Origin of the sequence: Pseudoalteromonas sp. UCD-33C (genome assembly GCF_001306895.1) — a bacterium.
GTDB lineage: Bacteria > Pseudomonadota > Gammaproteobacteria > Enterobacterales > Alteromonadaceae > Pseudoalteromonas.
The window spans coordinates 201,373-225,077 of sequence record NZ_LJTB01000006.1 but is presented as its reverse complement, the minus strand read 5'-3'; the positions used below and the strand labels follow the sequence as shown (position 1 = coordinate 225,077).

Genomic DNA, 23,705 nt, shown 5'->3' with positions numbered 1-23,705 from the left:
AATTACTTTTTAAGTTTGGTTTTAAGCTTATTTAGGTCGGCTGGGTTAACAACCGGCCAACCGTTTTTCCAACTCATAGGTAAAATACGTAGTTTTTGCACGCCGTTATCGGCTGTTTCGTAGGCGTGTAATACTAAATAGTCTTTGCCATCAAAGGTGTACGCAGCATTATGACCAAGAGCTGCCCAGTCTTTATTACCTTCAATAACTAAAGTGCCACCGCCATCAACCATAGAGCGACCTTGTTGATCTAAGTATGGGCCTTCGATGTTTTTGCTGCGACCTACGCGTACGTTGTAAGTACTCTCTACGCCACGGCAGCATTTATCAAACGAAACAAATAGGTAGTAATAGCCATTCTTTTTAAAGATATAAGGTGCTTCAATCGGGCCATGTTCCGTGTTTGGGCGACTCGCAATGTGATGCCACTTTTCAGGTTTTGCTAAGCGCACCATGTCATCATCAAGTTTTACTAGTTTAAGACCACCCCAGAACGAACCAAAGCTCATCCACGGTGTGCCATTGTCATCTTCGATTATTGCAGGGTCGATAGCGTTCCAATCGTCACGTTCAGGCACTGATTCAACCACTATGCCGTAGTCAATCCACTTGTAATCAGGTGATGATGGGTCAAGTGTTTCATTAACCGTTACACCAATTGCCGAAGTGTTTTTGCCGAATGCAGAGACTGAGTAATAAAGGTAAAACTTACCATTTTTCTCATAAACATCAGGTGCCCATAAGTGGCCATCAAAACTTGGTGAAATACGCTTTGCCCAACTTGGCTCATCTTTAAAAACGCGGCCAGTGAGTTTCCAGTTTGTTAAATCTTTAGATTCATAATAGGTAATACCAGGGCCTGTGCTAAATACATAATATGTGTCGCCTTCTTTGGTCATTACCGGATCGTGTACTTCAACTTGCTTTGCAGATACGGCTGCGGCAGAAAAAAGTAGCCCTGTTGAAAGCCACTTCATTGCGTGTGTCACCTTACTTACGGGTCTCATGCTTGAATACCTTTTGTTGTTTTAACTCTTGTGTTCATTCAGCTACTATATAATATGTAATACAATATTAACAATAAAATCGAGACGAAATACAGGACACATTATGCTCAAAAAATTATCTCGGCTAACGCTTCTTAGTGCGTTAAGCGCCTCGTCATTGTCAGCCCTTGCTGATGCTAATAGTAGCAAGACTTTAGCGCCAATTGATAACCCCATTGTACTCAAACGGGCTGATCCTTGGTTAGTTCGTGATGATAAAAGTGGCTGTTACACGTTTATAGGTAGTTCGCCGAAATTTGATGAAATTGAGCTGCGCCAAGCTTGTCGTTTAAACGATTTAAAATTAGCTGAGCCGAAGGTTATTTGGCAAAAGCGCGATAAAGGCCCAATGAGTGTCAATATTTGGGCCCCTGAGCTACATCAGATAGATAGCAGTTGGTATATCTACTTCGCCGCAGGTGATATCGAAAAGCCGTTCAGTATTCGCATGTATGCACTTAAAAACGACAGTGCTAATCCGATGCAAGGTGAGTGGCAAGAAATGGGACAAGTAACTAGTCACCTTGATAGTTTTTCGCTTGATGCCACAAGTTTTACGCACAAGGGTAAGCGTTACATGATTTGGGCGCAGCAGAACCAGCCTGCAACTTATAACTCAGCTTTATGGTTAGCTGAAATGGACTCACCAACATCAATTAAAGAACCCATTATCGCGATTACTGAGCCAACCCTTGATTGGGAAGTGCAAGGCTACAAGGTGAACGAAGGTGCTGCAGTCATCACCCACGGCGATAAAATATTTGTCACTTATTCAGCCAGTGCCACCGATCATCGATATGCGATGGGTTTGCTATGGGCAGATGTGAATGCTGACTTACTTGACCCAGCTAGCTGGCATAAAAAGGCTGAGCCGGTGTTCACCACCAATGCTGAGTTAGGTCGTTTTGGCCCTGGGCATAACAGTTTTGTAAAAGCTGAAGATGGTGTAACCGATTTAATGATTTATCACAGTCGTGACTATAAAGAGCTGAAAGGGACACCGCTTACAGACCCAAATCGCCATGCGCGAGCACGCATTATTACGTGGGATAAAAACGGTTTTCCAGTGTTCTCACCAGAACTCGCTGATTAAAAAAGGGCGCCAATTGGCGCCCTACAACTTTGGGAACGAACGATTACCAGAAGCGGTAGTAAATAAAGGCAGTAATACCAATAATACCCGCGGTATGAATGTAATCCCACTTATCTAAGCCGGCAGCTACTTCTTTCATGGTTGCTTTATCTAGGCTTGAGAAAGTAAGACCTTTCAATTGTTCTTCGTCTGCTTGCTTGGTGAAAATACTTACCACAATCATAATCGCAACGACCACGACAAATAGCAGAATACAGTAATATAACCAGTTCATCGTGGTGACCCACGCAAATGATGAACCTGTTAAATCATCTTTAAATGGCAGTAACACTAAGCGGATCATACCCAGCACAAAACCTGAAACTAAGCCCACAAAACCCGCTGTTGGAGTGATGCGTTTACTACATAAACCGAGTAAAAATACTGCTGCAATTCCCGGTGCAATAAGAGACTGCACACTTTGCAGATACTCATAAAGCACATCGGCAATTAAGCTCATGACGGGTATCCACAGAAGACCCAATATAACAATAACGATAGTGGCAATACGGCCTACTTTCAGAAGGTGCTTCTCAGATGATTCAGGTTTGAATTTCTTATAGAAATCAATGGTAAATAAGGTTGCTGATGAGTTAAATAATGATGCTAAAGAGCTCATAAGAGCCGCTACTAAACCACCGATTACAATCCCCTTTACGCCGGCTGGTAATAGCTCAGCAACGAGAGTTGGGAAAGCTTGGTCAGCACTTTCATAGCTAATAATACCTTTAACATTCAATGCGTATGCAATCATGCCTGGTACTAAGAAGATAAATACAGGAAGTAATTTTAAGTAACCGGCGAACATGGTACCGCGACGGGCTTCTTTAATACCTTTTGCAGATAAAACACGTTGTACGATGTATTGGTCGGTACACCAATACCAAAAACCAATAATGAATGAACCAAATACAATGCCAGGCCAAGGGAATTCAGCATCTGAAGCGCTACGAATAAGGTGCATATTAGCATCGTTGATACGCTCAACTTCTGCCCAGCCACCTACTTTATCTAGACCAACAACTAATATGACTAAGGAGCCAATAATGAGTACAGGGGTCTGCAACACCGAGGTCCACATAATGGCTTTCATACCGCCAAGTACCGTATAAATACCGGTGATAACGACTAGGCCAATAGCTGAAATCCAGAAGAAATCGATGCCCCAAATGCTCTCAATACCTAATATTGTTTTAAATGCGATGCCGCCGGCATAAACCGTTACCGCAACCTTGGTTAGTACATAACTAATCAATGAGATAACAGATAAGAAGGTACGTGATTTAGAGTTAAAGCGGCGCTCTAAGAATTCAGGCATGGTGTAGACTTTACTACTCCAATAGAAAGGCACGAAAATCCAACCGAGTAGTAGAATGATCCACGATTGCATCTCCCAGTGAGCTAGTGCCATACCCGATTGTGCACCTGAACCTGAAAGGCCCACCAAATGTTCCGAGCCAATGTTTGATGCGAAAATAGAGGCACCAATCACTAACCAACTTGCATTACGACCCGCTAAAAAGTAATCAGCGGTGTCTTCTTCTTTTTGTCGCATAGACATCACGACAACGCCTAGTAACAGGACAAAAAATCCTGCTAGCACTGCCCAGTCTAAGGTACTTAGTTCGACCATCGTGTGTTCCACCTAATTTTGAAAGAGAATTTTGCTTTTTTAGTTGTTGAATAAAAATATTATATTATAAATAAGGTAAGTGAAAGAGATTTGTTAAAATAAGGTGACAGTCTGTAGGTGAAATGGTGACTATATTGTTCGAAATATAGACACTTGTATTAGGTTGTTTTTTGCTTGTTATTGATTTTAATCAATTATTTCCAGGATGACGGAATAGCTTTATAGATGTATCATATTACTCAGATCTTTTGAGGAACACACATGGCGCGTTTAGAAAATTTAAACCTATCACAACAAGTTACCAATGAGCTTGGTAAAGCAATTATTGTTGGTGATTATAACACTGAAACGGGGCTACCAACCGAAGCACAACTTTGTGAAGTGTATGGTATTAGCCGCACAGCTGTTCGTGAAGCAGTGAAAATGCTTGCTGCAAAAGGACTGATTTCTTCTCGTCCACGACAAGGTATTCGTGTTGAGTCGGCGGAGAACTGGAACTTATACGACACAAGCGTATTAAAATGGTTGTTGGAAAGCAGCCCATCACTTTACGTACTTAAAGAATTTCTACAAGTGCGCTTGGCGATTGAGCCACAAGCAGCAGCACTTGCAGCAAGAAAAGGCGACCAAGCAGCCATTGCAGAAATTAAAATGGCACTCGATAAAATGCAAGCGGCAGCAGAAGAGCCAGAAGGCGTAATGCATGAGCCAGACCTTGCTTTCCATACGGCTATTTTGCATGCCAGTGGTAACCGTTTTTTCTATCAATTACGTGATTTTATTAGCACGGCTCTGCATGTAAGTATTCAGCATACTACACCTGCTAAGGGCAATAAAAAGGCGATCGCTGAAGAGCACTATAAAGTGTATAACGCGATTGCGAGCGGCGATCCTGAACGTGCTAAAAACATGATGACGTACATGATTGATGAAGCAATGGCGTTTATTGAAAAAGAAATCGCCGAAAAAGAAGCGGCTCAATAAGCATCACTTTTTGACGTTGTAATTACTTTAAAACAAAAGGTTATCATGCCAAATTCGAACGAGCTAAAAACAGTTTACCCAAGCCTTGCTGGTAAGAGTGTGTTTATTACTGGTGGTGCATCGGGAATTGGTGAAGTAATGGTAACGCGGTTCTGCGAGCAGGGCGCGAAAGTCACCTTTGTTGATATTGCAACTGAGCAAAGTGATGCGTTATGCGCTAAATTAGCGGGTAAATATGAGTTTGATCCGCAGTTTATCCATTGTGATATCCGTGACGTTGAAGCCTTAAAAGCGGCCATTGAGCAAACGCGTCAACAACAGGGTGACATTGGTGTGTTAATTAATAACGCAGCCGATGACACCCGTCATGCTGCTGAAAATATGGATGTGAAATATTGGGAAGATAAGTTTGCAGTTAACTTACGCCCATGTTTCTTTTCATCGCAAGCTGTGGTTGAACAGATGCAGCGTTTAGGCGGCGGCAGCATTATCAATATGGGGTCGGTAAGTTGGCGTATTAAGCAAACAGGCATGCCAGCCTACACAACAGCAAAAGCAGGAATTGAAGGTTTAACCCGTTCATTAGCTGCTTCATATGGTAAAGACAATATTCGTGTGAATTCATTAGTACCGGGTTGGGTGATGACAGAGCGCCAAATTACTCATTGGCTAACCCCAGAAATGATTGAAGATGTTCGTTTGAGTCAGTGTATTAACGAAACAATTCAACCAGATCATGTAGTGAATGCCGCGTTGTTTTTAGCCGCTGATGACAGCCGAATGATGACAGCACAATCATTGATAGTGGATGCAGGTTGGACATAATTTTGCGAAACAATCGCAAAACAACTAGCTAGCAATAAAAATTTTTACACAATTCAAATGATACTATAATAATAAAATATGGGTTGTAGAATCAACAGAGCTCATACTTAGGAAGGTGGTAAGAAAGTTTGACCGACTTTGTACTTGTTTATTTAATTCTGATTATTGGCGCTTGCCTGCAAAGTGTTATTGGCTTTGGTTTAGGCATGCTATGTGTGCCTGTACTTTACTGGCTGATGCCAGAGCTGGTGCCTGGGCCAATGATTCTGAATGCGTTGTTTTTAACGTCGGTGTTAATGATTAAACACCGCGGCGCGATAGACATGAAACAGACGGGCATTTCCATTATTGGTGGGGCCGTAGGGGTTATTCTTGCCGCTGTGGTGATGTGGTATGTCAATGCGAAGCAGTATCAACTCTTGCTCGGAGTGAGTATTTTGGTGGTGGTAGCGTTGTCTATCATAGGTATGAAACCGAAAATTTCCACCATTACAAGCTTACTCGCGTCAATGTCGTCGGGCTTTTTAGGTACCACAACGTCAGCCGGTGGCGCGCCGATGGGGCTACTCTATCAAGCTGAAGATAAAGACAAAATTAAAGCAAACCTGAGTGCCTTTTTTGTATTTATAAACTTGTTTGGCATTATTGTATTGATGCTGACAGGCTCTGCCGATATGGGCGATGTGAAGCTGTTCTTTTTCTGCTTACCCGCTATTTTAATTGGCTGGGGCTTGTCGTTTGTGATCAACAATAACCTCAATGAAAAGGCCATTCGCGGCATAATCTTGCTGGTTGCTGGCTTATCTGGTCTAGCACTTATTTTCATACACAGATAGAATGAGAATAGTTCAGCAGTTTGTGTAATGAAGCCTATGCTCGATGACACCATTAAAGTAATCATTTCTAGCCAATGCCAATTGGGCGAAGGTGCCTATTTTGCTAAGGCACATAACTGTTTATTTTGGGTCGATATTTTAGGGCAGCGTTTGTTTCGTTTGCAGTGTCAATCGATGCGAGTTAGCCAGTTTACTATGCCAGAACCGATTTGCTGGGTGATGGAAAACGAGCAAGCTGAATTAATCGCAGGCTTTGCCAAAGGCGTTTATAAGCTAAATAGTGACGACTTTAGCCGCGAACTTCTTTACTCAATCGATCACGAACCCTCACAAAACCGCTTAAACGATGGTAAAACGTCTCGCCAAGGCTTTGGTTTTTTTGGCTCAATGGACTCTCAAGAGCAAACCAATAGTGGCAAGTTATACCGTTTTGGTCATGGTCAGGCTCCGACAGCAGTTGATCATGACTACACCATTAGCAATGGGCCTGCGGTAAGTAAAAATGGCCAGTTTCTATATTCTACAGACTCAGATAAACAAACAATCTACCGCTTCACTCTGAATGAGCATGGCGAGCTTGCAGATAAACAAGAGTTTATTCGCTTTACTGACAATATGGGTTTTCCTGATGGCATGACAGTTGATAGCGAAGATCATCTGTGGGTTGCTGCATGGAATGGTTATGGCGTGTATCGTTTTGCTCCAAACGGTGAGCAAGTACAGTTTATTCGCTTACCCGCACCGCGTGTTACAAGTGTCGCATTTGTAGGTGAAGAGCTCACGCATCTGGCAGTGACAACTGCGGCAGTAGGGCTAGAAGACTCAGTGCTCGCTGATTACCCTCACAGTGGTGGCGTGTTTATTCTCGAGCCGGGCGTTAAAGGTATTGCTGAAACGCCCTTGAAGCTATAGGTTTTCCATTACTTGATAACGCAACTCGCCAATAAACGAGCGTGCTGCAGGACCCAGTTTGTCACCGTCTTTAAAGAGTAAATGTAACTTAGCGCTGCGACTGCTGTTATGGGTTAAATTAAGTGCTTTCATTTGCCCTGCCGCAAGTTGTTTTTCTATCGCGACTTTTGGTAACCACGCAAAGCCCAGTCCATTACTGATCATATCAATTGAAGTGCGTAAATGAGTGACGGTCCAGCGCTGATCGGCACCTAACCAGCCACCATCTTGTTTGTGCTTATTCGCTGAATCGCGAACTACAATTTGGCGGTGTGATTTTAAATCTTCGAGGGTGATTTCACGCTCTATCTCATGCAAGGGGTGATCTGGGTGTGCTACAGCAATAAACTCGATATCACATAACTCTTCGTGAAAGTTTGCTGCAATTGGAAAGCCGGTAATAGCAATATCAACCTGATCGTTTTCGAGCAGCTCATTGCCCCCCATTAGCACAGATTCATGCAGCTCAATACGCAGTTGTGGGTATTGCGATGACGTGTCGTTAAGTACTTTATAAAGCAGTTGTTGTGGGAAAATAGCATCAACAGCAATGCGTAACTTACTTTCGATACCTTCACCCAAGGTTTGCCCAATGGCCTCAACTTTAGCTGCTTCATCAAGTAAGTAATTAGCACGGCGCAGCATCATTTCGCCGGCTTCAGTGAGCACGGTTTTGCGGCCTTGAATGCTGAATAACTTTACATCGAGTGCAGATTCAATTTTGCCAACTGCATTATGAATACTCGATTGGCTTTTATGAATACCTTGTGAGGCTTGGTTAAAGCCTCCAAATTCAACAACAGCACGAAACATGCGCCACTGTTCTAGCGTAATTCTTAGCATGATGTTCCTTTGCTTATTTAACTACCTAATAGTACCTGTAAATGCTGAAAAAGTTTACTTTTTAGGTGAGGGCAACTCAATATACTCAAGCTCATCACCGGGAATTTTAGGAAAGCGCTGTGCTTGCCAATCTTGTTTTGCTTGCTCGATGCGCTCTTTGCTGTAAGCGACAAAATTCCAGTGTAAATACGGGACTTTATTGAATTTACTGCCACCGAGTAAAATAAAGCGGCTGTGCACCAGTGTCGTTATTTCGTGTTCGCTGTCATCAAGTAGTACAAAGTCGCCTTGGGTATAGCGAGTATCACCCACACTAATTTCACCATAAATAACATACACAGCGGTTTCATGATGAGGATGCGGTTTAGTAATATGGCTGCCTTGCTCTGCTACCGTATCTACATAAAACATCGGAGAGTAGGTTTTGACAGGGGAGCTTAAGCCAAAAGCATCACCGACAATGAGCCGCATCAGCACGCCTTTTTCGATTTTCTCAGGCAATTGTTGTTTTTTGATATGTTCAAAATGCGGTGCTATTTCGGTCATACTTTCAGGTAAAGCAACCCAGCATTGCAGACCATTAATGTCGTGCTCGCTCGCCCGCACTTCAAGGCTTTCTCTTTCTGAGTGAACTATACCGCGACCTGCGGTCATCCAGTTAACATCGCCGGGTTCTATTTGCAGGCTATTACCTAGCGAATCGCGATGGTAAATACTGCCAGTAAATAAATAAGTGAGCGTTGATAAGCCAATATGAGGGTGAGGCCTCACATTTATGCCTTCCCCGCGAGGAAAGTGATTTGGCCCCATGTGGTCAAAAAAGATAAATGGGCCAACCATTTTTTTGTCAAAATGAGGCAAGATGCGTTTTACATCGAGCCCACCAATATCATGGCTGGTTGCTGTTAATAACGTTGCCATATTCGCGCCCTCTTAAAAACAAATTCAGCCAACAACCTAGGTTATTGGCTGGGATAAATGTTATGCCTGACTACGTTTTAACACTAGTTGATCTAGGCTGATTTTGCCTGCACCAACACTGGCTAATGCTAAAAAGCCGCCTGCCATCGCAATGTTTTTGTAGAACATTAAAAATTGCATTTGATCATCAAGTTGAAAGTGGAATAACAAAGCACTAACTAGGCTGAAACCAGCAAAAGCGACAGCGGTTAGTTGTGTTAAAAAGCCGAGTAAAATAAATAATCCGCCAACAATTTCAAAGGCAATCACAAACGGCAGTAAGAACTCTGGTAAACCTACTGATGCCATGTACTGTGCTGTTGCATCAAAAAATTCTATTTTGCTAAAGCCGGTTAGTAAAAAGATGGCCGATAAACCAATACGTGCCAATAAAGTGCTAATATTTTGTAAGTGTGGTTGAGCTGAGATTAAAGTAAAAAGTTTCATAGTAGGTATCCTGTTTAGTTAAGCAGTGTGTCTGCGATGGAGTAACTATAAGTTCACTTTAAAAGAATTAAAAATTGTAAAATTAGTATTTATCATTCTATAAAAAAGAACATAAAAGGAGGTTGAATATGAAGTTGTTGTTATTAATAGGGTTTTGTTTTTCGGTGGCTACAAGTAGCTTGGTGTTTGCCGAACAAAATTTACCAAATAGTCGTCATTATGAGTTGCTAGCTTCAGATATTGCGGTGCAGCAAAGCTGGCAAGTTAAAGACACAATTAAAGGTTATGAGATGCTGGAATATCAAATTAACCTTAATAAAGGCACTACTTTAAAGGTTGATTTTGCTCCATCAAATTCAAGCAACTACTTTAATATTTTACCAAAAGGCAACCCAACTGCTTTGTTTGTTGGCCCGGCAAAAGGTGATCATGCCGAGCTTACAATTCCTGATAATGGCGATTATGTGATTCGGATGTTTCTCATGCGCAATGCTGCGCGCCGTGATGAGCAAAGTGAATTTACAGCCGATATCACGGTATTAAAAAGTACATTAAAAGGCATGCATCCAAGCTGGGATGTCGATGGTGATGGGGTAAATGATTGCGAGAAAGACGGTAGCTGCGATCACACGGTTGACTACAGCCTTCCTCGTAAGTCGAATTAGGCCTTTGCTAAGGCCTAATCAGCATATTATTCAGGCGCTACTTCAAGCGTTGTGAACAATGAATAGCGTACGTTATCGATATCAGCCTCTGTTGGCTTTTGATTTACAGATGCTTCAATCAAATACATATCAGCGTGAGCGAATGTCACAGTAAAGAAACCTTTTTTATCGGTTGTTACTTTAACTTCGTCACGCTCATTACGGTAGCGAGCACTACCACGAACAATAGCAAGCTCAACGTCAGCAGCTGGTTTGCCATCCATTAGTAATTGGAACTTAGCTTCTTCACCAGCAAATAGATCGTTCGGGTGAGTAGGGCCTGAAATTTCTAAGCCCTGACCAAGCAATGTTGGCTTAGAAGTACCATTACGGCTAACAAAAGTATCAACAGTTGCGATTGATTTTACAGTGCGCACGTCGGTTGCGCCTGCTGGTAGGTCTGCTTCTTTTTTACCTGCGAACACACGACCGCGATTGCCGTCTTTATCTTTATAGAAAGTCATTAGCATTGGCTTTTGCTGCATAGCAATATGGTACGTACCATCTTGCGTTAAGCTCACTGCCGCTGAGTTTTTGCGTTTTAAATAGTATGCACGAATTGTTTCTTCAACCGGCTTACCATTTGGAGCAAGGGCAATTAATAAGTTGTCGTCATACTCTGCGCCTTTTTGTTTTGGGCGGTATGCTTTATCTGGGCTAAACAACTCATTAGAAATACTGGCATCGATCATCACATAGTGAGTTTTCTCACCAGATAAAGAAGTGTGAGATGGCATTAACCAACGGGCATGTGCTTGTGCATAGCCAGATGCAATTGCTGTGAAGGTCACGGCGCCGATCAGCGCCGTTTTTAATAATTTTAATTTCATTGTTTGTCCTTAATTACTGGTAATGGTAACAAAGCTAGTCGCGAACTCTTTTTCGCCTTTAATTGTGACTTTGCCGTCTTTCGTTAAGTCGATTTCAACGCGGGTGTAATCTCGGCCACCTTCTTCACGTACAACTTCAACATTTAGTAGGTAGCTACCAGGTTTAACTGGATTACCTTTTAAATCTTTACCTTGCCACTCAATGGTGTAAGTGCCTGGGCGTTTTGTTGCACCTGTTACACCATCAAAGCTGTCGTTGCTACGACCTGCTTTTCGCCACCACTGACGTAAGTCTTTAAACCATTCAGCTTTTTCGACCCAAAGTGCAATAGTGGTAACGTGTTTACGTTCAGGTGTTTCTAGCCATAACGCCACGTAAGGGCGATGATATGGAGAAACATCTAGCTCAGGTAAGGTAAATTCAACTGTTAGGTTGGGAGCTTTTGCAAAGCTCAGTGGGCTGAACAAGCAGCCAATTAGTAGAGCAACGAGTAAGTGGGCTTTTTTCATTAAGATACTCCTTTAAGTTGAGGCACCCAAACTAGATAAATAACCAAAGGCGTGGCAACACCAAGCAGCGTTAACCAAAGGCCTGCGGCACGTTTTTTACGGTTTTGAAAGAGAATAAATAATCCGGTAATAGCAAACAGAATCATCAAAACAGCTGAGATATCAATCACCCAGCTCCATGCTTCGCCTGTATGGCGGCCTTTGTGTAAGTCACCAATCAGACTCATAAAGCCACCAGTTTGATAATCAATATTAAGTTCACCGGTTTGAAAATCGATTTCGGCGTAGGCAAAGCCAGCCGGAAGCGGGTAGTCGAGCATTACCAAGGCATCTTCTTTTTCCCACTCAATACTTTTTACATTGCTGAGTGAAAACTGCTGTTGCATGTATAGCTCTATTTCAGGGTAAAGGCTTGGTAATGTGTCGAGGTTTGCTTGTGCTTTTTCGAATAGCTCTGCAGAAACAAGTAGTTGGTTCTGACCATTATGTTTATCATTTTCGAGCCAACTAACGTGGTTAAGAATGATGCCACTGACACAAAATAAAATAAGCAAAAAGAATAAGGCCGTTGAAAGGTATATGTGTAAGGCGCGGCTAACGCTATAAAAGCTGCGTTTGTTAAATGAGAACATAAAGCGGTTTATTCGTTAAAGATACAAATATGATAATGATTTGTATTACTGATAACAAGCAGGTTTACGTTCTTTACATTTCTTTGTGCTAGAAATGAATAGCGAGGTAAGCCATAACTGCTAGTTGCGAACTGAGGAAACAAGCAAGCAACATCAAGCGCATCTGTGTGGTTATATTAACTTGAATTAGGGTTGGTTTATTTGGCTCAGATGGGCGGTTAATTAAATAGGCTAATACGCTCAATTCAATCACTGCTACTAAATACATCACCCAAATTGGCGCGGCACTTTGTAGTAAAAAAGCATATCCGATAGCCATACCAAAACCTGCTAATAACTTAGCACGGGTAGGGACAACCTTATGCTCTTGCCAAAACCTTAACGGTTGGCCGTATTTGGGGTGGTTTAGCAGCCAGGCAGAAAGCTTGGGTGATGAGCGGGTAAAGCACGCCAATGCTAGTATAAAAAAGATAGTCGTAGGCATCACAGGTAATGCAATACCTATGATACCTAAACCCACCATCAATAACCCGAGTAATTGATAGCAGCCATTTTTATAGGCGGTAAACGCCGCTCTCACATTCATCAATAAAACTGGGCCTGATAAAACTTAAATCGTTGCAGTGCTTGCTCGGCACCTTTTATCAAGGTGGCTTGTTGCTGTTCACAGAGCTCAAGGTTATCAATAAGATGACTTAGTTGACAGTCTTTAGAGTATTCACTGGCTTTAGCAAGGTAGCGTGCACCACGTTGATTATTTAACTTTAGCTCAGCTTCTACCTGTTTGCCTAATGTAGCTGCAGAAAATTGCGATCCTTCAATTACATACAGCCAACCAAGTACATAGGCAAAGTCAGCATTTTGAAAGCGGCAGGGTTGCTGATGATGATTTGGTAATGGGTGCTTTAAATCGTCTAAGTCCTGCTTGATTAAAGATAATCGCGTACGATCATGTAAGTTATCTATATATTGATGTAAACCAGCATGCTCGTAGAGGCCTTTTAATTCTAACTGGTAAGCATACTGTAAGGTTAAAAACTTTTTATAGTTATCTAAATCAGCACTAGGCGCTAGCGCTAATAAATGATGATCAATATCATCGGTTATGATGCTTATCGCTTGTTTTAGCTTTTCAGCTCGAGAAAGTAGCTCGAGTATTGGCATGAATATGTTCCTCAGCAACGTCTTTAGAGTAAATGCACGGAGTAGTTGATGTTGTCATAGGGTTATACCCATAATTTCTAAGTGATAATCAGACAAAGCTGCTATACAGCTTTTAACAATAAATCGGGCTTAGAATGATACTATATGATAATGATTTTCATTTGTATATCCATAGAATGTTTTAACTAAAGGTACAGATCGGACCTTAGCCTTAAGCATAGTGGACTACTTGGGAGTGAAGTAAGAAGTTTGCTAGTAATGAATGAACGTTAAGGGTAGCGTGAGGTTGTTGTGTGGTTTCGAGTAAATAAAAAAGCAAGGAGGCCAGCTCCTTGCTTTCACTTAATTAAGCGTATCTTAGAAGTAATAACCTATATTGATATTGAAGCGGGTTTCAGTCTCGTCGCTGTCGCCAGCAATTGAACCTCCAACAAATGGTTGGTTTTTAGCTTGTACAAAATCAAAGTAAGTGAATAAGCCACCTGCGGCAACAGATACACCGGTTACATTCATCCATGTATCTTCGCTGTTATCTGACTTGTCATAAATGATGCCGTAGTCATTATAAAACTGCAGGTTTGTTACCGGACCCCACTCTACAGGCAGGCTGTAAGCGATATTAGCATTAGTCATGGTCGCTTCTGCGGCAATACTATCGTAAAACGCATAAGCACCCACGGCCATACGGTCGACGTTGTCGATATCGTAGTTATACTCACCATGCTGTAGCTGGAAATTCCATGGACCGATAGTACTGTTTAAGTGCACAGCCCAGGCGTAGTAATCGCCGGCTTTATCTTCACCGTCATGCAAGCCACCCGATAACGCAGAAACACCTAGCTCAGTGGTGCCGCCGTCATGCTCAAAGTGATAACCATAACGACCAGAGAAGGTGTTGTACTCACCAATCGCATTGGTTGGTTCGGCATAGATACCTTCATCAGCAGAGCGGAAACCGACAACATCGTATGAATAGCGGTCGCTTCTGTCGCTTACGTAACCATCAACGCCACCTAGCTCATCATTTTTGAAAAAGCCAAGGTCAATTTGCCAGTTATCAGCAATTTTGCGCTTGAATAACACACCTAAATCATGGTCATCTTCAAGACCAATATAGTAAGTAGTGCCAAAGAAGTAGTTGTGTGAGTTATAAGGCCAGTTACCAAAAGGCACTTTGGTAATACCTGCCTGCACTTGCCAGTCTTCGGCAAAGTCATAGGCTGCATAGGCATACTTAACTGCAGTCATGTAATCGAAAAAACGGATCTCAGCGTTAAGCTGTACATCACCGACATCACCTGCAAAATTTAGCCTGAAGATGTCAAAATCGAAGTCACCACCGCGGTTTTTATTACCATCATTATAAGATGTATGGCTGAAGTTGGTACGTACTGCACCCCCGACCTTAATGCCAGATTCTTTTTTAGGCGCTTCAACAGCTGCTGTTTGTTGCTCAAGTTGCTTTTGCTGTTTTGCTACTTGTGCATCAATCTGCGCTTGTTTTTCGGCTTGTTGCTGCGATTTTTCTTCGGCAGCATCAAGTTTGCTTTGCAGTTGCTGCATTTGCTGTTTCAGCAATTGCAGCTGCTTTTGAAGGTCATCAATTTCAGATGCCTGACTAAGACTTGAAGTTGTGCCCAAGGCTATTGCGAGGGCTAACTTTGATAGTTTAAGCATGAATTTTCGCTAGTGTTGGAATGGGTACTACCAAGCATAGTTGATAATCATGCTGAACCCAAGACTAGACACAGAAAATTAATATTAATCAATCAGTTTTAATTTTTACTGTGGTTCTAATGTCTTGGTGATTGCGCCAACTTCAAGCAGAGGTGAAGCATCAAGCTGATCTGCATCCATCATTGCGGCAATGCGTTGCATTGATGAAAGTAGTAAGCTTTGCTCCCACTCATCGAGTGCTGAGAACTTTTCAATGAAGTGTTCTTGCAGAGGCTGAGGTGCTTGATCTAGTAGCTGTTTACCCGCTTCTGTGAGATGCAAACTAACTCGGCGTTTATCTAATTGGCTACGAACACGGGTGATCAGGTTACGGTTTTCTATACGGTCTAAGATATTAGTAACCGTCGCTGGGCTTAGATTAACATTTTGTGCAATACGGCTAGCGGTTATGCCATCGGTTTGTGCAACCTCGTTCATAATCAGTAATTGTGGGCCTGTTAAGCCAGAGGTTTTATTGAGCTGTTTTGAATGAAGGTCGATGGCTCTGATCACTTTACGCAGCGACACTAGTAGCTCGTCATACTTTTGCATGTTTCTGTCTCTTAAATAAGGCGGCGTGGAGCAACCGCAATCAAAAAATTTTACACATCTAATAAATTGAGTTCAAATAAATAATGACTATATTGCTTATAATTTATGGCCATAAAGGTTGTTTTTGTGCTTTTAAAATGATTAGAGCAGAAATTAAAAAGCAAAAGTTAAAATTTAGATGGAGTAATTGTTGTTAACACTTAAAATGTAACTACGAGGTGACACCATCACTTTGTAGTAAAACAATTTATACAAATAACTAAATATTATTTACTAAAAGCCACTGCATTGGGTAAGGTGGATTTTTCTTTCATTAAATGGGACGAATTATGAAGTTATCGCCATCAGTTACGATTGAGCAAAGTGAAACCGGGCTTGAATTTATTAAAGTTGCTAGTGAGTTTTGTAGCGCAACTATTTTTCTGCAAGGTGCGCAGATCACTGAGTTCACGCCAACCGATAAAAAGCCATTATTATGGGTCTCAGAATTAGAAGATTACCAAGAAGGCAAAGGTGTGCGAGGCGGTATTCCGATTTGTTGGCCATGGTTCGGAGTAAGCCAACATGAAGGCTGGCCAGCTCATGGTGTTGCTCGCACAAGTTTATGGCGCGCAGAAGAAGTGAAAGAACAAGACGATTCTATTTATATCAGCTTGTCATTGCCGATGGCGCAAGTTGATGAAAAGTATTGGCCTTATAAAACTAAGTTATTGGCTGAGTTTATTTTAACCTCTAGCTTAGAGATGCGTTTAACAACCACGAACTTAGATAACCAAACAGTACAGTTTACTCAAGCACTACACACGTACTTCCCAACACCAGCAATTGAAGAAACAAAAGTAGATGGTCTGCAAGGCGCGAAATACATTGAATTTGCTGAAGGTCCATTTGAGCAAAATGAATTAGTGTCGTTCGCACGTGAAACAGACATGGTTTACACCGAAGCAAAAGACACTCAGCGTATCATTACACCTGATGGCATTATTGAAGTAGGTCGCGAAAATTCAACATCGTGTGTTCTTTGGAATCCATGGATTGATAAATCAAAACGCCTTTCTAATTTTGCTGATGAAGAATACCACGTAATGCTGTGCTTAGAAGCGGCTAATGTCCTTGATGATAGTGTTGAACTTGCACCAGGAGCAAGCCACACACTTGCAACAAAACTACGCTGGGTATAATTTATAACATATAACAACTCAGTGTTAGCACGTAAGGCCAGCACAGCTGGCCTTTACAAGGAATTACCGTGTTTAGTAATCAACAAATAGAAACCCTTCCAAAGCATCAAACGATTCAATTCCAACCACTTGCTGATAATGCGATATGGCATGTACAACTAAATTGGTTGTTGTTTTATGTGCCTCTGATGGCCGTGATCATTGCGGTACGGCACTTTAATCCTGCCGTTAGCGAAGCTATTGCTACACCTTGGCTTTTGGTTTTGCCATTGTTGGTAATACTGTCGATGGTTTACAACCTTTACAGCGTTCGCGCTAAAGGGGTGGCAGTAAGAGAGCATGATATTGCCTTTAAGCGAGGTTTAATTTGGCAACAAATCACTTTATTGCCTATTTCTCGCGTGCAACACACCGAAATTCATCGCGGCCCAATTGAGCGAAAGTTAGGACTCGCAACACTCAGGCTTTACAGTGCGGGTGGCATGAGTGCTGATTTACATATCAGTGGGTTAACTGACGAACAATGCAATGATGTTCGCCAGTTCGTGCAAAGTTATGGTGATAATGCAGCAACTCAAGAAAATGAGCTTGCCGATGAGTGATCAACAATGGCAACGCGTGTCGCCATGGGCGCTACTGTATTTTATTGTTCACTTTGCACTGCGCTTCATAAAAGATGGGCTACTTAATTTACTGCCAATTTTGGTGTTATTTGTTACGCAAGTTGAGCAAAAGCTGTTTTGGGGGCAAATAGCTGTTGCCGTAGCCTCTTTAGTTTTAGTGCTGTATGCCTTTGCTTATTATCGTAATTTTAAATACCGCATAACAGATGGTCATGAAATACTGCTCAATAAAGGGGTATTTAAAAAAGAGCGGCTAACCCTAAAATTTGCTCGAGTACAGAACGTAAACATTGCCGAGCCTTTTTATTTTCAGCCAGTTAATTTAGTTAATTGTATTTTCGATGCCGCCGGTAGTAGTGCTCAAGAAGCTGTTATCCCGGGAGTTAAGCTTAGCTATGCCGAGCAAGTTCGTGAACAAGTTATGGAATTTAAGGCTCAGTTACAACAGCAAGAGCAGCTACCTGTTGAGCAGAGCGAAGCAACAGATAAACCGAAAACCTTAACGATCAGCAATGCTGAAATTGCTAAGTTTGGTTTGATGTCGAACATGGCAATTTTAGCATTGGCTGCGCTTGCCCCATTTATGAATGTGATTTTTGAGTACCTCGAAAAAACTATCATAAACCGCCTAGAGGCCATACTGAATGAGCAAGCTGCTTTTGTTGGCAGCGCAGCTGCAATCGCTGTGTTAATTATGGTTGTTGCCATTGTTTTATGTGCCATTTTACTTTCTGTTGTCATGGCCTTAGTGCGCTTTTTTAACTTTCAGCTGTATTTTCAGGACGATAAGTTTAAGCGTGTGGCAGGTTTATTTGAGCGACAGCAACTCTCGATCAGCGTGTCGAAAATTCAAAGTGTGCAAATCAAACAAAATATTATTGCTAGGTTCCTTAATCGCTATACCTTAATTTGCCCACAAGTGAGTAGTGGTGGGATGGCAGCTGGAGTTGCGGCACATAAAAATAAACAAACGCTAGTGATGCCAGTAATCACCAAAGAGCAAGTGCAAGCCGTGTGTGGCTGGTTATTTCCATGGTTTGTTGATTTAACAGAGCTTAACTTTATTAAGCCTGAGCGAGCTTTACTTTATAAAAATACGTTTTTATATGTGATCCTGCCAACTGTATTTTCTGCTTTAATTTTCAACGCCTTATTTGATGCTGCTACGATGCTGTGGAGCATTGTCGTGGGCTTAGTTTTGATGACCGGTGTGTTTTTGAATTATCAAAAAACGGGTTTGGCTATGTATCAACATGACGGCCGTTTTTTTGCCGTATTTAAAACCGGCATGCTGGGTGTGCAGTATCGTGTTTTTGAAATCTATAAAGCGCAAAGCGTCACCACAATAAGCACTTATTTAATGCGCCGATCACAGCTTAAAAGCTTGTATATACAACTGGCTTCTGGTTCAGTATCAATGCCTTACTTAAAAGCAGAGCTGGCTGAGCAGTTTGCTGATTTCGCCCTATATGAAATAGAAGGCGTTGAGCGGAATTGGTTTTAAATGAAAACAATTCTCAATATCATTGACTCATTTTAATATCGAGGTATACTAGCGCAACGTCAATAATCACGGGTGCGCAATGATTTATTTACTACCTATTTTAGCTATTTCAGGTGTTGTTGCCTTACTTTGTTATGCACGTTCGCAGCAGGAGTGTAAGGGCTTATGTGTGAGTGTTGCCGTTACAGCAATTGCTTTACTCGTAACCGCAGCTTTAGTCATTGCGGGGCTCGGTGCATTAAGAAGTAGCCTGATGTTTGCCGTGACTATTTTTATTATTTATCAATTACTCGGTTTAGTACGGCCGCTAAAAATCGAGTAATTTCTTACACTTTTTAACTTCAGCCTTTTAAAAAAGCATCGCATACTAGCCCTTAAATTAAGCAACTTGCTAATCAAGGATTGTGATGAAAAAAGCTCTGTTAACTGTGGCATTACTTGCTGCTAGCCACGCTTCAAGCCAAGAGACTTGGCAAACTATTCATACCGAGCACTTTAATGTGCACTTTAGTACTGAGAATCAGCAATGGGCCCGTTCAGCGGCAACAGAGCTTGAAATTGTTCGCGATAAGGTACTAAAACAGCAAAACCGTGCTCTTGATGAAGTGGTCGATGTTCTGGTTTTTGACCCATTTAACGCCTCCAATGGCTTTGCTTTGCCGGTGACTAACAAGCCTTTAATGGCTTTGTTTACTACGCCTCCACAATCCGATACGGTGATTTCTAACACCGATGGCTGGCAGCAGTTATTGATTTTGCACGAATATATTCATTTGGTGCACCTTGCTCAGCCTACTCGAAGTGACGTGCGCCAAGCTATTCGTAATAGTTGGGATATTTATGACTTAGTTGAAGGCGAAATGCCGCGCTGGGCTGCCGAAGGGTATGCAACGCTACTGGAGTCGAAAATGACAGGGCGGGGTCGTTTATACGACAACCTTTCAGAGGCAATACTGGTTGAATTTGCACAGCAAGGTGCATTGCCACGATATAGCCAATTAAGTAGTACCGAAGGGGGCTATTTAGCTGGCTCAATGGCATATTTAATGGGTTCTCGCTTTCTTGCTTGGCTTGAAGAGAGCTATTCAGCGCAAACTCTTGATGCAGTTTGGACTCGCATGCAAGCGGTTAAAGCACGTGATTTTAATGAGGCCTTTAGCGGCGTTTTTGGCGACTCACCTGAGCGCCTCTACCGCCGTTTTATTGCAGAATATACCTATAAAGCAATGGCTAAAGAAGTAAGTGAGCAAGCACTTACAAGTAAGCTATGGTTGGAGCTTGATCTATACGCCTCGAACCCTGTTTTAAGTTTAGATAACAGTAAGCTTGCCATTGTTGAGCGCAACAAAGATGACGAAACCCGTTTAGTCATTTATAGCACTGATGACAATCAACAGGCTGCTGATGATTTTGCAAAGCAGCAACAAGCGTTACTCGATGATGACCCTGCTGATATTGCTGATAAAGCCCCCAGTGTTTTTAAACGTAAGCAAAAACATGTGCTTAACCAAATTAATAGGCAGGGTATAAAAAACCCGCAGTGGTTAGACGAAAATACATTGTTTTTTACCGCCACAACAACTGTTGCTAAAGGCTCAATTCAAGGTATTTCTGATTTATACCGTTATGATATCGACACAGGTAAAGTGAGCGCTTTGACCCATCATGCAGGGCTGCGCCGCTTTAGTATCAGTGATAACGGGCAAACGGTTTATGCTGAGCAAACGAAGCATGGTTTCTCGGAGCTAGTGCGCCTTGACCTCAATACTGGTGTCGCTACGCCTTTATTTGAGAAAAGCCTAGAAACGGTTTATGACTATCCATTACTAAGCCCTAATAAAACACAACTTGCCTATTTAAAAGCGACATTGAATGCTAATTGGCAGTTGTATATACAAGATTTAAGTTCCCAAAAATCACTTACTGTGCCAATGCCAGAGGGCTATCAGTATGTGTCACAACCTAATTGGCAAGCCGATGGCAAAGGGCTTTATTTTGTCGCTGGTAAAAATAAAGCTCTCGATTTATATCATTATGATATACAAAGCAATTCACTACGCCAATTAACGCAAGGCCAAGAAGCTGTTGCACACCCAATGGCAATGAATAACGGTGAACTTTTGTATTTATCGATCACTGCTGAAGGGCCGAATATCAAGCATTTTGCTGAGCAACCACAAGGATTAGAGGTTGTTGAATTTGCTAAAAGTGCGGAGCCACCACGAGGGCAAGTAACGAGCGAAGTATTACCTGAGGCTAAAATCTACCCGCAAAGCCCAACTGAGCCAGCCGATTATGATATTTGGCAGCAAAAACCCACCTTTTCATTGGCATCTCAGTATTACTCGGCATCATCTTCGCTGCTTACCCTTGGAGTAAAAAGTAACGACTTTTTAAAGCAGCTCGATTTACAAGCAGGCTACAGTGTTGATTTACATGACAAAGCATTAGAAGGGGTGTTTGCGGCCGCTAAGTACTCAGCGTTTGATTTAAAATTTAAAGCGCTGTTATTTGATTACGACCTTGAATCGGCAAAACAGTACCATTCACAAATACCGGTGAATATAAGTAACACTGGGGCGCATTTAGCCATGAGCTACCCGTTGCAGTTTCAGCAGCTTAGTATTACACCGAGTTTGAGCTATAACTACAGTGATTTTAGTAAGGGGGATGATCAATGGTTAACCCTTGGACTTGAACAAAAATGGCAACATGATAGACAGCGATACGGTTTTGCTCAGTCTGTGAGTGCTCAGTGGTTATCCGGTGATGCTAACTCGAATAATTGGCAAGGCTATAACCTTGCCACCGTATTGAGCGGTTATGCTTTTGATATTCCTGTTTATGTTAATTTTACACAGCAATATCGCGATGACAGTATTCTTGCTCTTGGCGGTTATGAGTCAAACTTAATTAATAATGACACGCAAAGCGGCTTTGTTGTCGCTCCTGAGTTGCCGTTTATTAGTCAATCAGGTAACCGCTATAAAGGTTATGGCGGGGGCATTAGTTACAAAGATTCATTACCTTGGCTTTATTACCAACAGCATCAAGTTGATAACCGAGTCTATGCACAAAGTTACGGGCTAAAATGGCGAGGAGACTTTAGCTTTGGTATGGGGCCCGCTGGTTTAAATGATGTAAACCTTGATTTTGGCGTCGCCCGGGTAGAAGGCGACGACTTTGAAAATGATTTACGGGCTTGGCTAAGCTTCTATTACTCGTTATAGCCTAGTGTTGGTCTTTTAAGGCGAAAAGCTTGGCGTGATATAGCGCCAGTTTTTCGTCTTTATTCTCTATCTCAATGGCTTTTTCTAACCATTCCTTACTACTTTTTTCATTACCTTGCTGATAACTAATAATCGCTAATTCTATATAGGGTTCAGATAAATAAGGGGCTAATGCAATAGCGTCTTCGAGTTGTTGCTTTGCCTTGAAAAGCTTGCCATCGTTACGGGCGTTAATTGCCGTTGCCAGTAACTCGAATGGATCCTGCTCTAGCATCGCCAACTGTGAATTGAGCTGCTCAGCCAAAACCTGATCATTCAGTTGCTCGGCCAGCACTGCGTAATTATGTAGTAAATTTGTATCGCTAAAGCCATGCTGCATTGCTGTTTGATAAATATGTTTTGCTCCAGCTAAATCACCCGCTTGGCGATGTAAAACGGCAGCTAGATTATAAAGTGCTGCTGCATTTGGGGTGTATTCATTGGCTTTTAATATATAACTATAGCTTAAGTCGAATTGTTTCAAGGCCAGTGCTTTTGCAGCTAAATTACTGTAATAACGGCTAATTAAGTCTTTTAATTCAGCGCGGCCAGAGTAAAAACTACCACGAGCAGGGAAGTAATCGATGACTGTGCCTGGTGGCACCAAGTAATTATCGTCCTCATTTAAAGGGGCGTAGACTTTGGTGCGAAAATGGCCCGATACATACACGATGTTATTTTGTTTACTATAAACAGGCTCACTCGACACTGCCTGAAAGCCTGTTTGAAGTCCTGCTAGTTGAGCATAAGCATGGGTTAAAATTGCTAAGCTAATACAGTTACCTTGATGACCTTGAAGAGTCTGCTGGGCATTGAGTGTGGCGCTAAAGTAATTAAAATTGGTGAGCTTATTTTCTAAATAGTGATATAGGATTTGGTCATCCCTTAAATCACCACCTTGACGTTTGGTAAAATAATTAAGAAAACGTTTTTGCTCATCCGCAGGGAGCGTAAAAAGCTCAGGGTCGCTAAGTTCAACGTGTTTAAAATGTGCTGCATTGAGTAAGCTGGCCACACTCGGTGGTGGCGTTGGTTGTTGTTTTGTACTCTTGCATCCAAATAAAAAAGTACTTAAAACAAGCGCATATAAAATTGACTTCATGGCTTAACCCTCCTGAGCACTATTTAATCAATGTACCCAGATCACATTAATTATTCAAGTCAGTCGTTAGTGTCATCAGCTGTAAACAGCTTGTACGGATATCTTGCCAATAGACTGTTGTTTGTTTTTTATTCTTTATTGCATTCTAAAGCGCTCTCATTACAATGCCGCGCTCTTTTAAATTGCTTTAAAAACAGGTGTTTACTGTAATTTCATGGGCGATTTATAAACTGCTAACTTATTAACTAAATTGTAACGAGA

Annotated in this window: 23 protein-coding genes and 1 pseudogene; 11 read left to right on the top strand and 13 right to left on the bottom strand. The window is 41.9% G+C overall.

Annotated features, from left to right (window positions below; translation table 11 throughout):
- Positions 1-2 precede the first annotated feature (2 nt).
- The gene (locus AOG26_RS13615) at positions 3-977 is read right to left on the bottom strand and encodes an arabinan endo-1,5-alpha-L-arabinosidase (protein WP_235575495.1); all 975 of its coding nucleotides are present in this window, start codon (positions 975-977) and stop codon (positions 3-5) included.
- A 133-nt stretch (positions 978-1,110) separates the two neighbouring features.
- Here AOG26_RS13615 and AOG26_RS13610 point away from each other — a divergent pair, with 133 nt between their 5' ends.
- Positions 1,111-2,139: a glycoside hydrolase family 43 protein gene (locus AOG26_RS13610; RefSeq protein WP_054562980.1), complete on the top strand. Its 1,029-nt coding sequence runs from the start codon at positions 1,111-1,113 to the stop codon at positions 2,137-2,139.
- 43 nt (positions 2,140-2,182) lie between these two features.
- Here the strand turns inward: AOG26_RS13610 and AOG26_RS13605 are convergent, their stop codons facing one another.
- Positions 2,183-3,811: a sodium:solute symporter gene (locus AOG26_RS13605; protein WP_054562979.1), complete on the bottom strand. Its 1,629-nt coding sequence runs from the start codon at positions 3,809-3,811 to the stop codon at positions 2,183-2,185.
- Between the two features lie 261 nt (positions 3,812-4,072).
- Between AOG26_RS13605 and AOG26_RS13600 the strand changes: the two genes are divergently transcribed.
- The 4 genes from AOG26_RS13600 (at position 4,073) to AOG26_RS13585 (ending at position 7,368) form a co-directional block, all read left to right on the top strand.
- The gene (locus tag AOG26_RS13600; RefSeq protein ID WP_054562978.1) at positions 4,073-4,795 is read left to right on the top strand and encodes a FadR/GntR family transcriptional regulator; all 723 of its coding nucleotides are present in this window, start codon (positions 4,073-4,075) and stop codon (positions 4,793-4,795) included.
- A 45-nt stretch (positions 4,796-4,840) separates the two neighbouring features.
- Positions 4,841-5,620: an SDR family NAD(P)-dependent oxidoreductase gene (locus AOG26_RS13595; RefSeq protein ID WP_054562977.1), complete on the top strand. Its 780-nt coding sequence runs from the start codon at positions 4,841-4,843 to the stop codon at positions 5,618-5,620.
- Positions 5,621-5,748: 128 nt separating this feature from the next.
- Positions 5,749-6,456 carry a sulfite exporter TauE/SafE family protein gene (locus AOG26_RS13590; protein WP_054562976.1) on the top strand — a complete coding sequence of 236 codons (708 nt, stop codon included), beginning with the start codon at positions 5,749-5,751 and terminating at the stop codon, positions 6,454-6,456.
- 27 nt (positions 6,457-6,483) lie between these two features.
- Positions 6,484-7,368 (top strand): SMP-30/gluconolactonase/LRE family protein, encoded by an 885-nt coding sequence (locus AOG26_RS13585; RefSeq protein WP_235575494.1) that lies wholly within the window; start codon positions 6,484-6,486, stop codon positions 7,366-7,368.
- Here AOG26_RS13585 and AOG26_RS13580 read toward each other — a convergent pair.
- From AOG26_RS13580 to AOG26_RS13570, 3 genes are read right to left on the bottom strand one after another with little or no spacing between them, the layout of a single operon-like run.
- Positions 7,363-8,250: a LysR family transcriptional regulator gene (locus AOG26_RS13580; RefSeq protein ID WP_054562975.1), complete on the bottom strand. Its 888-nt coding sequence runs from the start codon at positions 8,248-8,250 to the stop codon at positions 7,363-7,365. The genes AOG26_RS13585 and AOG26_RS13580 overlap by 6 nt on opposite strands.
- 54 nt (positions 8,251-8,304) lie before the next feature.
- Positions 8,305-9,171, bottom strand: a complete 867-nt coding sequence (locus tag AOG26_RS13575; RefSeq protein ID WP_054562974.1) for a pirin family protein — start codon at positions 9,169-9,171, stop codon at positions 8,305-8,307.
- Between the two features lie 60 nt (positions 9,172-9,231).
- Entirely contained in the window at positions 9,232-9,657 is a 426-nt protein-coding gene (locus AOG26_RS13570; protein ID WP_054562973.1) for a DoxX family protein, read from the bottom strand.
- 128 nt (positions 9,658-9,785) lie between these two features.
- On the opposite strand from AOG26_RS13570, the gene AOG26_RS13565 reads away from it, so the two are divergent.
- Complete coding sequence (locus tag AOG26_RS13565) at positions 9,786-10,322, top strand: hypothetical protein (RefSeq protein ID WP_054562972.1); 537 nt, start codon at positions 9,786-9,788, stop codon at positions 10,320-10,322.
- A 26-nt stretch (positions 10,323-10,348) separates the two neighbouring features.
- Here AOG26_RS13565 and AOG26_RS13560 read toward each other — a convergent pair whose 3' ends face one another.
- The 7 genes and pseudogenes from AOG26_RS13560 to AOG26_RS13530 all read right to left on the bottom strand — a co-directional run bounded on the left by AOG26_RS13560 (position 10,349) and on the right by AOG26_RS13530 (position 15,765).
- On the bottom strand, positions 10,349-11,191 hold the full coding sequence (locus AOG26_RS13560) for a DUF4198 domain-containing protein (protein ID WP_054562971.1): 843 nt from the start codon (positions 11,189-11,191) through the stop codon (positions 10,349-10,351).
- A 9-nt stretch (positions 11,192-11,200) separates the two neighbouring features.
- Positions 11,201-11,701: a DUF2271 domain-containing protein gene (locus tag AOG26_RS13555; protein WP_054562970.1), complete on the bottom strand. Its 501-nt coding sequence runs from the start codon at positions 11,699-11,701 to the stop codon at positions 11,201-11,203.
- On the bottom strand, positions 11,701-12,333 hold the full coding sequence (locus AOG26_RS13550; protein WP_054562969.1) for a PepSY-associated TM helix domain-containing protein: 633 nt from the start codon (positions 12,331-12,333) through the stop codon (positions 11,701-11,703). Before AOG26_RS13550 ends, AOG26_RS13555 begins: the two co-directional genes overlap by 1 nt.
- Before the next feature lie 196 nt (positions 12,334-12,529).
- Positions 12,530-12,919: pseudogene (locus AOG26_RS13545) on the bottom strand (YbaN family protein); the annotation flags it as partial.
- On the bottom strand, positions 12,919-13,497 hold the full coding sequence (locus AOG26_RS13540; protein ID WP_054562968.1) for a biliverdin-producing heme oxygenase: 579 nt from the start codon (positions 13,495-13,497) through the stop codon (positions 12,919-12,921). The pseudogene AOG26_RS13545 and the gene AOG26_RS13540, both read right to left, overlap by 1 nt.
- A 357-nt stretch (positions 13,498-13,854) precedes the next feature.
- Positions 13,855-15,174 carry a porin gene (locus AOG26_RS13535; RefSeq protein ID WP_054562967.1) on the bottom strand — a complete coding sequence of 440 codons (1,320 nt, stop codon included), beginning with the start codon at positions 15,172-15,174 and terminating at the stop codon, positions 13,855-13,857.
- A 105-nt stretch (positions 15,175-15,279) separates the two neighbouring features.
- Entirely contained in the window at positions 15,280-15,765 is a 486-nt protein-coding gene (locus tag AOG26_RS13530) for a MarR family winged helix-turn-helix transcriptional regulator (protein ID WP_054562966.1), read from the bottom strand.
- 329 nt (positions 15,766-16,094) lie between these two features.
- Between AOG26_RS13530 and AOG26_RS13525 the strand changes: the two genes are divergently transcribed.
- The 5 genes from AOG26_RS13525 (at position 16,095) to AOG26_RS13505 (ending at position 22,303) form a co-directional block, all read left to right on the top strand.
- Positions 16,095-16,946, top strand: a complete 852-nt coding sequence (locus AOG26_RS13525) for a D-hexose-6-phosphate mutarotase (RefSeq protein WP_054562965.1) — start codon at positions 16,095-16,097, stop codon at positions 16,944-16,946.
- Positions 16,947-17,014: 68 nt separating this feature from the next.
- Positions 17,015-17,548, top strand: coding sequence for a PH domain-containing protein (locus tag AOG26_RS13520; protein ID WP_054562964.1), 534 nt, complete (start codon positions 17,015-17,017; stop codon positions 17,546-17,548).
- Positions 17,541-19,073, top strand: coding sequence for a PH domain-containing protein (locus AOG26_RS13515; protein WP_082401663.1), 1,533 nt, complete (start codon positions 17,541-17,543; stop codon positions 19,071-19,073). The genes AOG26_RS13520 and AOG26_RS13515 overlap by 8 nt, the downstream gene beginning before the upstream one ends.
- A gap of 79 nt (positions 19,074-19,152) precedes the next feature.
- On the top strand, positions 19,153-19,395 hold the full coding sequence (locus AOG26_RS13510) for a hypothetical protein (protein ID WP_054562962.1): 243 nt from the start codon (positions 19,153-19,155) through the stop codon (positions 19,393-19,395).
- A gap of 85 nt (positions 19,396-19,480) precedes the next feature.
- A complete protein-coding gene (locus tag AOG26_RS13505) occupies positions 19,481-22,303 on the top strand; it encodes a TolB family protein (RefSeq protein WP_054562961.1) in 2,823 nt (940 codons plus the stop codon).
- 1 nt (position 22,304) lies between these two features.
- Here the strand turns inward: AOG26_RS13505 and AOG26_RS13500 are convergent, their stop codons facing one another.
- Positions 22,305-23,444: a tetratricopeptide repeat protein gene (locus tag AOG26_RS13500; protein ID WP_054562960.1), complete on the bottom strand. Its 1,140-nt coding sequence runs from the start codon at positions 23,442-23,444 to the stop codon at positions 22,305-22,307.
- Positions 23,445-23,705: the final 261 nt, after the last annotated feature.

What these genes read in the sequence shown, in the direction of transcription:
- AOG26_RS13615 (WP_235575495.1), bottom strand. Translation starts at nt 977, where the DNA reads ATGAAGTGGCTTTCAACAGGGCTACTTTTTTCTGCCGCAGCCGTATCT.
- AOG26_RS13610 (WP_054562980.1), top strand. Translation starts at nt 1,111, where the DNA reads ATGCTCAAAAAATTATCTCGGCTAACGCTTCTTAGTGCGTTAAGCGCC.
- AOG26_RS13605 (WP_054562979.1), bottom strand. Translation starts at nt 3,811, where the DNA reads ATGGTCGAACTAAGTACCTTAGACTGGGCAGTGCTAGCAGGATTTTTT.
- AOG26_RS13600 (WP_054562978.1), top strand. Translation starts at nt 4,073, where the DNA reads ATGGCGCGTTTAGAAAATTTAAACCTATCACAACAAGTTACCAATGAG.
- AOG26_RS13595 (WP_054562977.1), top strand. Translation starts at nt 4,841, where the DNA reads ATGCCAAATTCGAACGAGCTAAAAACAGTTTACCCAAGCCTTGCTGGT.
- AOG26_RS13585 (WP_235575494.1), top strand. Translation starts at nt 6,484, where the DNA reads ATGAAGCCTATGCTCGATGACACCATTAAAGTAATCATTTCTAGCCAA.
- AOG26_RS13580 (WP_054562975.1), bottom strand. Translation starts at nt 8,250, where the DNA reads ATGCTAAGAATTACGCTAGAACAGTGGCGCATGTTTCGTGCTGTTGTT.
- AOG26_RS13575 (WP_054562974.1), bottom strand. Translation starts at nt 9,171, where the DNA reads ATGGCAACGTTATTAACAGCAACCAGCCATGATATTGGTGGGCTCGAT.
- AOG26_RS13570 (WP_054562973.1), bottom strand. Translation starts at nt 9,657, where the DNA reads ATGAAACTTTTTACTTTAATCTCAGCTCAACCACACTTACAAAATATT.
- AOG26_RS13565 (WP_054562972.1), top strand. Translation starts at nt 9,786, where the DNA reads ATGAAGTTGTTGTTATTAATAGGGTTTTGTTTTTCGGTGGCTACAAGT.
- AOG26_RS13560 (WP_054562971.1), bottom strand. Translation starts at nt 11,191, where the DNA reads ATGAAATTAAAATTATTAAAAACGGCGCTGATCGGCGCCGTGACCTTC.
- AOG26_RS13555 (WP_054562970.1), bottom strand. Translation starts at nt 11,701, where the DNA reads ATGAAAAAAGCCCACTTACTCGTTGCTCTACTAATTGGCTGCTTGTTC.
- AOG26_RS13550 (WP_054562969.1), bottom strand. Translation starts at nt 12,333, where the DNA reads ATGTTCTCATTTAACAAACGCAGCTTTTATAGCGTTAGCCGCGCCTTA.
- AOG26_RS13540 (WP_054562968.1), bottom strand. Translation starts at nt 13,497, where the DNA reads ATGCCAATACTCGAGCTACTTTCTCGAGCTGAAAAGCTAAAACAAGCG.
- AOG26_RS13535 (WP_054562967.1), bottom strand. Translation starts at nt 15,174, where the DNA reads ATGCTTAAACTATCAAAGTTAGCCCTCGCAATAGCCTTGGGCACAACT.
- AOG26_RS13530 (WP_054562966.1), bottom strand. Translation starts at nt 15,765, where the DNA reads ATGCAAAAGTATGACGAGCTACTAGTGTCGCTGCGTAAAGTGATCAGA.
- AOG26_RS13525 (WP_054562965.1), top strand. Translation starts at nt 16,095, where the DNA reads ATGAAGTTATCGCCATCAGTTACGATTGAGCAAAGTGAAACCGGGCTT.
- AOG26_RS13515 (WP_082401663.1), top strand. Translation starts at nt 17,541, where the DNA reads ATGAGTGATCAACAATGGCAACGCGTGTCGCCATGGGCGCTACTGTAT.
- AOG26_RS13510 (WP_054562962.1), top strand. Translation starts at nt 19,153, where the DNA reads ATGATTTATTTACTACCTATTTTAGCTATTTCAGGTGTTGTTGCCTTA.
- AOG26_RS13505 (WP_054562961.1), top strand. Translation starts at nt 19,481, where the DNA reads ATGAAAAAAGCTCTGTTAACTGTGGCATTACTTGCTGCTAGCCACGCT.
- AOG26_RS13500 (WP_054562960.1), bottom strand. Translation starts at nt 23,444, where the DNA reads ATGAAGTCAATTTTATATGCGCTTGTTTTAAGTACTTTTTTATTTGGA.